The following is a 6428-nucleotide window of genomic DNA, read 5'->3' on the forward strand; positions in this document are numbered from 1 at the left end:
CGCTGAAACCTTTTTGCTGCTTTTGGTGACAGTCGGATTTGGTATTCTAGGTTTTCTTGATGACTTTATCAAAGTAGTCATGAAGAGAAACCTCGGTTTGACATCTAAACAAAAATTAGCCGGGCAGATTCTCATCTCAGCTGTCTTCTTTTATATTTATCAACTAAATGATTTTGCTACAACTGTTTCCATTCCGTTGACAGATATCAGTGTTGACTTGGGATGGTTTTATGTGTTGTTCATTATCTTTTGGCTTGTCGGATTTTCAAATGCCGTTAACTTGACAGATGGACTGGACGGTCTTGTGTCCGGAACTTCAGCCATTGCATTTGGTGCTCTCGCCGTGCTGGCCTGGAATCAATCTCAGTATGATGTTTCCATCTTTGCTGTAGCGGTTGTAGGGGCCGTACTTGGCTTCCTTGTCTTTAATGCACATCCAGCAAAGGTATTTATGGGAGATACGGGATCGCTTGCTCTTGGAGGGGCAATAGCTGCTATTGCAATCCTTACCAAGCTTGAAATTCTGCTGGTTTTGATCGGCGGGGTTTTTGTCATTGAAACGTTATCTGTCATCATACAGGTCATTTCTTTTAAAACGACAGGAAAAAGGGTATTCAGAATGAGCCCGCTTCATCATCATTATGAGCTTGTCGGCTGGTCAGAATGGAGAGTCGTTGTGACTTTCTGGACTGTCGGGCTTCTGTGTGCAGTATTAGGAATTTATATTGAGGTGTGGATATAATTGAAAACAACACTTAAATTCAAACATAAAAAAGTACTAGTATTGGGATTGGCAAAAAGCGGGGTCAGTGCAGCCTCGCTGCTGCATAAATTAGATGCATTCGTAACAGTGAACGACCGGAAGCCTTTCTCTGATAATCCGGAAGCACAAGGACTTCTTCAACAGGGGATCAAGGTAATTTGCGGCAGCCATCCGATTGAATTGCTTGATGAAGGATTTGATTACATAGTCAAGAATCCTGGTATACCTTATAATAATCCGCTGGTGAGCGGAGCATTGGAAAAGGGGATTCCTGTCCTCACAGAAGTGGAACTGGCCTATTTGGTGTCTGAAGCTCCATTTATCGGAATCACCGGCACAAATGGCAAAACGACCACAACTACCTTGGTGCATGAAATGCTTGATAAAGGCGGAAAACAGCCCTTGATTGCCGGGAATATTGGAACAGTGGCTTCGGAGGTTGCACAGACGGCGAAAGAAGAAAATAACATCGTCATCGAACTTTCTTCTTTCCAATTGATGGGGATTGAGGAGTTTCGTCCTAAAATCAGCATATTTACAAATCTTTACGAGGCACACCTTGATTACCATGGTTCAATTGAAGACTATGCCAAAGCGAAAGCAAATATAACAGCGAACCAAACGAAAGATGACTACCTGGTCATCAATGCCGATCAGCCGGAACTTGCTGAACTTTTAAGTTTTTCCAAAGCACAAAAAATTTATTTTTCAACCAGAAGGCCTTTGGAAAAAGGGGCCAGTATCAAGGATGGAGCCATTTATTATGATGATGATAAAATCATGGAAACATCATTGATCGCTCTGCCTGGAAAACATAACCTTGAAAACATTCTCTGCGCTGTGATTGCAGCTAAATTGAGCGGTGTTTCTAATGAGGCTATCCAGGAGGTACTTAAAACATTTACCGGTGTTAAGCATCGGACACAGTTCGTAAGGACACTGAATGGAAGGTCATTTTATAATGATTCAAAAGCCACTAATGTTTTAGCGGCAAAAAGTGCATTGGAGGCATTTGATCAGCCGACAATCCTGCTGGCAGGCGGGCTGGACAGAGGAAATAGCTTCGATGAACTGATTCCTTATTTGAAAAATGTCAAAGCATTGATCACATTTGGGGAGACTGCAGTTAAATTCTTGGAGACGGCAGCCAAAGCAGGGATACAAACAGTAAAACGTGTCGATAATGTAGAGGCAGCAGTGCCTGCCGCATACGAGATTTCAGAAGAAGGGGATGTGATCCTGTTGTCGCCTGCGTGCGCAAGCTGGGATCAATATCGCACTTTTGAGGTTCGCGGAGACATTTTTATAGATGAGGTGCATAAGCTTTAATAAGGGCTTGTCTTTTTTGGAGCAATAAGAAGAAACACAACATGTATTGACAGCGAAAATCAAAGGTTTTGATTGCTCGAAACGGCTCAAATAAGTCTATCGAGGTGTTAGAAATGCCTTTGAAAAAATCAACCCCCGACTTTATTTTGATTGTGGTGACACTATCATTACTTGCTATCGGACTTATTATGGTATACAGTGCAAGCGCAGTCTGGGCGGATTACAAGTTTGATGACACCTTCTTCTTCGCAAAACGCCAAATCCTGTTTGCGGGAGTGGGAGTCCTGGCGATGTTTTTTATCATGAATGTTGATTATTGGACATGGAGAACATGGGGAAAAGTGATCATTATCGTCTGCTTTGTCCTCCTGGTGCTGGTCTTGATTCCAGGTGTCGGAGTTTTAAGGAACGGTTCTCGCAGCTGGATTGGTGTCGGAGCTTTCTCCATCCAGCCTTCTGAATTTATGAAACTTGCGATGATTGCTTTTCTTGCGAAGTACCTGTCAGAAAATCAGAAGTACATAACTTCATTCCGGAAGGGGCTCGTTCCTTCGCTGTTTCTCGTCTTTATGGCTTTCGGTATGATTATGCTTCAGCCCGATTTGGGTACCGGTACAGTCATGGTTGGAACAGCAGTCGTCATGGTTTTTATCGCCGGCGCCAAAATCAGTCATTTTGCCATGATGGGCCTCGCCGGACTTGCTGGGTTTGCAGGTCTGGTGTTGTCTGCGCCATATCGAATTAAACGGATCACTTCATTTATGGACCCTTGGGAAGATCCCTTGGGGAGCGGGTTTCAGATGATTCAATCACTGTACGCGATTGGTCCGGGAGGCCTTCTTGGACTAGGGCTCGGGGAAAGCAGGCAGAAATTCTTCTACTTGCCTGAACCTCAAAATGATTTTATTTTTGCCATATTGGCAGAAGAATTGGGTTTTATCGGCGGGAGTCTTGTTCTTCTTTTGTTTTCTCTTCTTCTTTGGAGAGGGATACGAATTGCCCTCGGTGCTCCGGATCTTTACGGAAGTTTCCTTGCGGTTGGAATAGTATCGATGATAGCCATTCAGGTTATGATTAATGTCGGGGTGGTAACAGGGTTGATGCCTGTTACCGGTATCACCCTCCCCTTTCTGAGTTATGGGGGTTCATCCTTGACGCTGATGCTCCTTGCCGTTGGAGTACTATTAAATATCAGCCGATATGCCAGATACTAGGTTAATGACCGAAATGCAGTATATACTGTGTTTCGGTTTTTTGATGAGATGATTATTAATGGGGACCGACTATGGAAGGTGCAATGAGGCTTTTACAATGCTGCGGGAGCGTATATTGTAACTCCACACCAGTATAACGTGAGGGCGGCGAATACTTTCCTCGAAAACTGCAAAACTTACCATTTCTGCTTAGTGTTTAGAGTATTGCCGTAAGAGACGGCACAGGATATTATTTAATGTACGTAACAAATCCAGCAATCTAATTTACAGTTCAGTGACATTATGATGAACGCTGCCCGAATAGGTTTAAAATATAGTAGTATAGGGAATACGCTGAAAGGCCTTGTTTTTGCCGGGGATAAGAACCTTTGTTAAAATGTTCCTGGAAGATTCGAAGGTATTAACCAGCAAAATGAACCTTAAAGAGTGATATGGTGGTCACTAAATACAAAAAATAGAAAAATATTATGAAAATAAGTGTCTACCCTCTTTTATCATCTTTTCCCTTCATATAGAATAAAGGTATTGAAAGATAAACGTTGGCTCTGATTTCATACAGGTATCACAGGACGTTTCATTTATATGAAAAATTATACATAAAGGGAAGGGAAAATCCTTTATCTTGCACGGTATGATAATTGGAGGGGAAAGAAAAGTATGGACAAGGGAAAAATTGTGTCCTTGGAGGAAAGAATTCCAAAACTTAAACAGCATCGAAAGAAAAAAGCTAATCGAAGACTGACTTTTTTATTATCGCTTTTTCTTCTTCTGATTCTGACGGTGGTTTATTTTCAGTCCTCTTTAAGTCAGGTGAAAGACATTACTGTTACAGGGAATTACCTTGTTTCCGAAGAGTTTATTCTTGAGACGATCTCCGTCGAAAAGGGCGCAAATGTTTGGAGCGTTGATAGGTCCAAAACAGAACAGGAACTCGAAAAGATTCCAGAAGTCTCAAGTGCTGAAGTAAAGCTGCAGCTTCCAAACACAGTAAAGGTTCACTTGAAGGAGTATGAAAAAGCTGCTTATTTGATTAATGAGACCAGGTTTTATCCCATCCTTGAAAACGGTGATCTGCTTGACTCAAGGGAATTAGATGCCCTTCCAACTGATGCACCTATATTGATAGGCTTCAAAGAAGATAATATCCTTAAAGAAATGGTCGATGAACTTAAGCTTCTTCCTTCAGAAATTAAGAACTCCATCTCCGAGATTGTCCTGTCTCCTAAGAAAACTGACCCGTATCATGTTTCCTTGTACATGAATGACGGATTTGAAGTCAGTGCTTCTATCAGGACCTTTTCCGAAAAAATGGTTCATTATCCTTCTATTGTCAGCCAGCTCGACGAGTCATCAAAAGGAGTCATAGATTTGGAGGTCGGCTCCTTTTTCAGAAAATATGAAACGGAAGGAGAACCAGAGGTTGATGAAGATGAAAGTGAAAGTTAGACATGTCATCCTCTCCTTGGTTTGTCTGGTACTGGGATTTATCCTTGCCTTTTCTTACAGCTTGGCCAATTCGGAAAAGAAGGAAGGGGCTCAGCTGACAGATGGACAGTGGCAGAGGGAAGATAAGCTGCGCAGTCAGCTGTTCAGCCTGCAGGAAAAAAATTCTGCTCTTCAAACAGAAGTATATGAGAAACAGCAGAAACTCGTTAACATTGAAAAGGAATTATCCCAGGAGAAGCAGATTTACTTCAATCTCGCAGAGGATGCTGAAAAGTACAGGATGTTTCTTGGAAAAGTGAAAGTCCAGGGCCCAGGGGTGCGTGTAACACTATCAGACTCCCAATACAATCCGGATGAGCCTAATGTGAATAATTATATTGTACATGAACACCATGTGTTCAAAGTAATCAATGAATTATACATTGCTGGCGCTTCTGCTGTTGCCATCAATGGCCAAAGGCTTAAGCATGATTCATATATCCTGTGTACAGGCCCGGTCATTACGGTTGACGGTGTACCTTCAAGTGCCCCTTTTGAAATCACAGCAATCGGTGATCCGGAAGTTATGTCATCTGCATTGGATTTGACTGGCGGAGTTAAAGATCAGTTAGTGAACGAAAATATTGATTTTAGCCTCAAAGAGGAAAGTTCACTGGTCCTTGAGCCTCTCATCAGTGAGTCGTAAGGCAGGATTGACCCATAGTACGGGAAAATAGAAAGCAAGGTGAGAAAGAGTGGGCAATAAAGTCAGCTTTACTCTTATAACCTTTATTATCGGATTGATGGTGGCTGTCCAGTTCCAGACAGTTCAAGAACCGGTAATCAGGGATACCAGGGATATTTGGGAATTAAGAGAAGCGATAGAAAACGAAAGGGATAGCGGGTCCAATCTTCTTGAGGAACTCCAGTCGGTCGATGAGAAACTGGAGAAATATGAAACAGAACGACAGACAAGCCAGGAACAGGCTTTAAGAGAGACTCTCGAAGAACTCAAAGAGGAAGCCGGTTTGGTGGAAAAAAGTGGACCCGGATTGATACTGACTGTAGAACCTTCAGTTGAGGAAGTACTGCTCGGTGCCAAAATTAAATCTGTCTCTCCTGAGCTTCTGGAGAGGCTTGTCAATGAGTTGAACCGCTACGGTGCACGGGATATTTCGATTGACGGACACCGCCTTATCAACACTTCCGTGATCAGGGATATAAATGGCGAGACGAAAATTGACGGATACCCAATCAACTCAGTACCATTTGAAATCAGGATATTGACAAAGGATCTCAAGCAAGCTAAAGATCTCCATAACCGGATGAAGGTTTCCCGGGCAATAGAGGATTTCTTCATTGATAACCTTAGTGTCAATATCGGCTCCCCAATGGAAAACCTGACAGTTCCTGCATATACAGACACCATCAGGATCCGTCATATGGAGCCAGTTACAGAAGGAGGGAATTAACAGGATGTGGCTGCCCGTTTTAGGGTTGCTGCTAGGAGTGATCCTCGGATTGCTTACCGATATCAGGATTCCAGATGAATATTCAAACTACTTATCCATTGCGGTATTAGCAGCTCTCGATACACTGTTTGGTGGGATAAGGGCCCACCTTCAAAATATCTATGATGACAAAGTGTTTGTCTCAGGTTTTTTCTTTAATATTTTATTGGCTGCAAGTTTGGCTTT

7 protein-coding genes are annotated in these 6428 nt (G+C 42.6%); all 7 read left to right on the plus strand.

Features of this window, described 5'->3' with window-relative positions:
* Positions 1 to 742 (plus strand): phospho-N-acetylmuramoyl-pentapeptide-transferase (mraY, locus tag BSG1_RS18480; protein ID WP_006838750.1); only part of this gene is annotated, 742 nt, incomplete at its 5' end.
* On the plus strand, positions 743 to 2092 hold the full coding sequence (murD, locus tag BSG1_RS18485) for a UDP-N-acetylmuramoyl-L-alanine--D-glutamate ligase (protein WP_006838751.1): 1350 nt from the start codon (positions 743 to 745) through the stop codon (positions 2090 to 2092).
* 113 nt (positions 2093 to 2205) lie between these two features.
* On the plus strand, positions 2206 to 3306 hold the full coding sequence (gene spoVE / locus BSG1_RS18490; RefSeq protein ID WP_006838752.1) for a stage V sporulation protein E: 1101 nt from the start codon (positions 2206 to 2208) through the stop codon (positions 3304 to 3306).
* 657 nt (positions 3307 to 3963) lie between these two features.
* The gene (locus BSG1_RS18495; RefSeq protein ID WP_006838753.1) at positions 3964 to 4752 is read left to right on the plus strand and encodes a cell division protein FtsQ/DivIB; all 789 of its coding nucleotides are present in this window, start codon (positions 3964 to 3966) and stop codon (positions 4750 to 4752) included.
* Entirely contained in the window at positions 4730 to 5437 is a 708-nt protein-coding gene (locus BSG1_RS18500; RefSeq protein ID WP_006838754.1) for a DUF881 domain-containing protein, read from the plus strand. The genes BSG1_RS18495 and BSG1_RS18500 overlap by 23 nt, the downstream gene beginning before the upstream one ends.
* A 49-nt stretch (positions 5438 to 5486) precedes the next feature.
* Positions 5487 to 6203 (plus strand): DUF881 domain-containing protein, encoded by a 717-nt coding sequence (locus BSG1_RS18505; protein WP_006838755.1) that lies wholly within the window; start codon positions 5487 to 5489, stop codon positions 6201 to 6203.
* A 4-nt stretch (positions 6204 to 6207) separates the two neighbouring features.
* Positions 6208 to 6428 (plus strand): DUF1290 domain-containing protein (locus BSG1_RS18510; RefSeq protein ID WP_006838756.1); only part of this gene is annotated, 221 nt, incomplete at its 3' end.

It is taken from the genome of Bacillus sp. SG-1 (genome assembly GCF_000181495.1).
Taxonomy (GTDB): domain Bacteria; phylum Bacillota; class Bacilli; order Bacillales; family Bacillaceae_B; genus Rossellomorea.

Coding starts and splice junctions, on each gene's coding strand:
- BSG1_RS18500 (WP_006838754.1), top strand. CDS start 4,730: ATGAAGATGAAAGTGAAAGTTAGACATGTCATCCTCTCCTTGGTTTGT.
- spoVE (WP_006838752.1), top strand. CDS start 2,206: ATGCCTTTGAAAAAATCAACCCCCGACTTTATTTTGATTGTGGTGACA.
- BSG1_RS18495 (WP_006838753.1), top strand. CDS start 3,964: ATGGACAAGGGAAAAATTGTGTCCTTGGAGGAAAGAATTCCAAAACTT.